The following is a 530-nucleotide window of genomic DNA, read 5'->3' as shown; positions in this document are numbered from 1 at the left end:
GCCCCGGTCTCCGTGCAGTCCATGACCACGACCCGTACGTCCGACATCGGCTCGACGCTCCAGCAGATCGCCGAGCTGACCGCGTCCGGCTGCCAGATCGTCCGCGTCGCCTGCCCCACCCAGGACGACGCGGACGCCCTGTCCACGATCGCCCGCAAGTCGCAGATCCCGGTGATCGCGGACATCCACTTCCAGCCGAAGTACGTGTTCGCGGCGATCGAGGCGGGCTGTGCGGCGGTGCGGGTGAACCCGGGCAACATCAAGCAGTTCGACGACAAGGTCAAGGAGATCGCCAAGGCCGCGCGCGACCACGGCACTCCCATCCGCATCGGTGTGAACGCCGGTTCGCTGGACCGGCGTCTGCTCCAGAAGTACGGCAAGGCGACGCCCGAGGCGCTGGTGGAGTCGGCGTTGTGGGAGGCGTCCCTCTTCGAGGAGCACGACTTCCGTGACATCAAGATCTCGGTCAAGCACAACGACCCGGTCGTGATGATCGAGGCGTACCGCCAGCTCGCCGCCCAGTGCGACTA

The 530-nt window shown here is 67.0% G+C and carries 1 protein-coding gene; it reads left to right on the top strand.

Annotated features, from left to right (window positions below; genetic code table 11):
* Positions 1–530, top strand: a 530-nt coding sequence (locus G6W55_RS38230; protein WP_175525129.1) for a flavodoxin-dependent (E)-4-hydroxy-3-methylbut-2-enyl-diphosphate synthase, incomplete at both ends; no start/stop codon positions are given.

This window comes from Streptomyces sp. CAI-85, from assembly GCF_013363615.1.
Classification (GTDB): domain Bacteria; phylum Actinomycetota; class Actinomycetes; order Streptomycetales; family Streptomycetaceae; genus Streptomyces; species Streptomyces antibioticus_B.
Note: the sequence above shows the minus strand (reverse complement) of the source record. Positions and strands in the feature narration are given on the sequence as shown.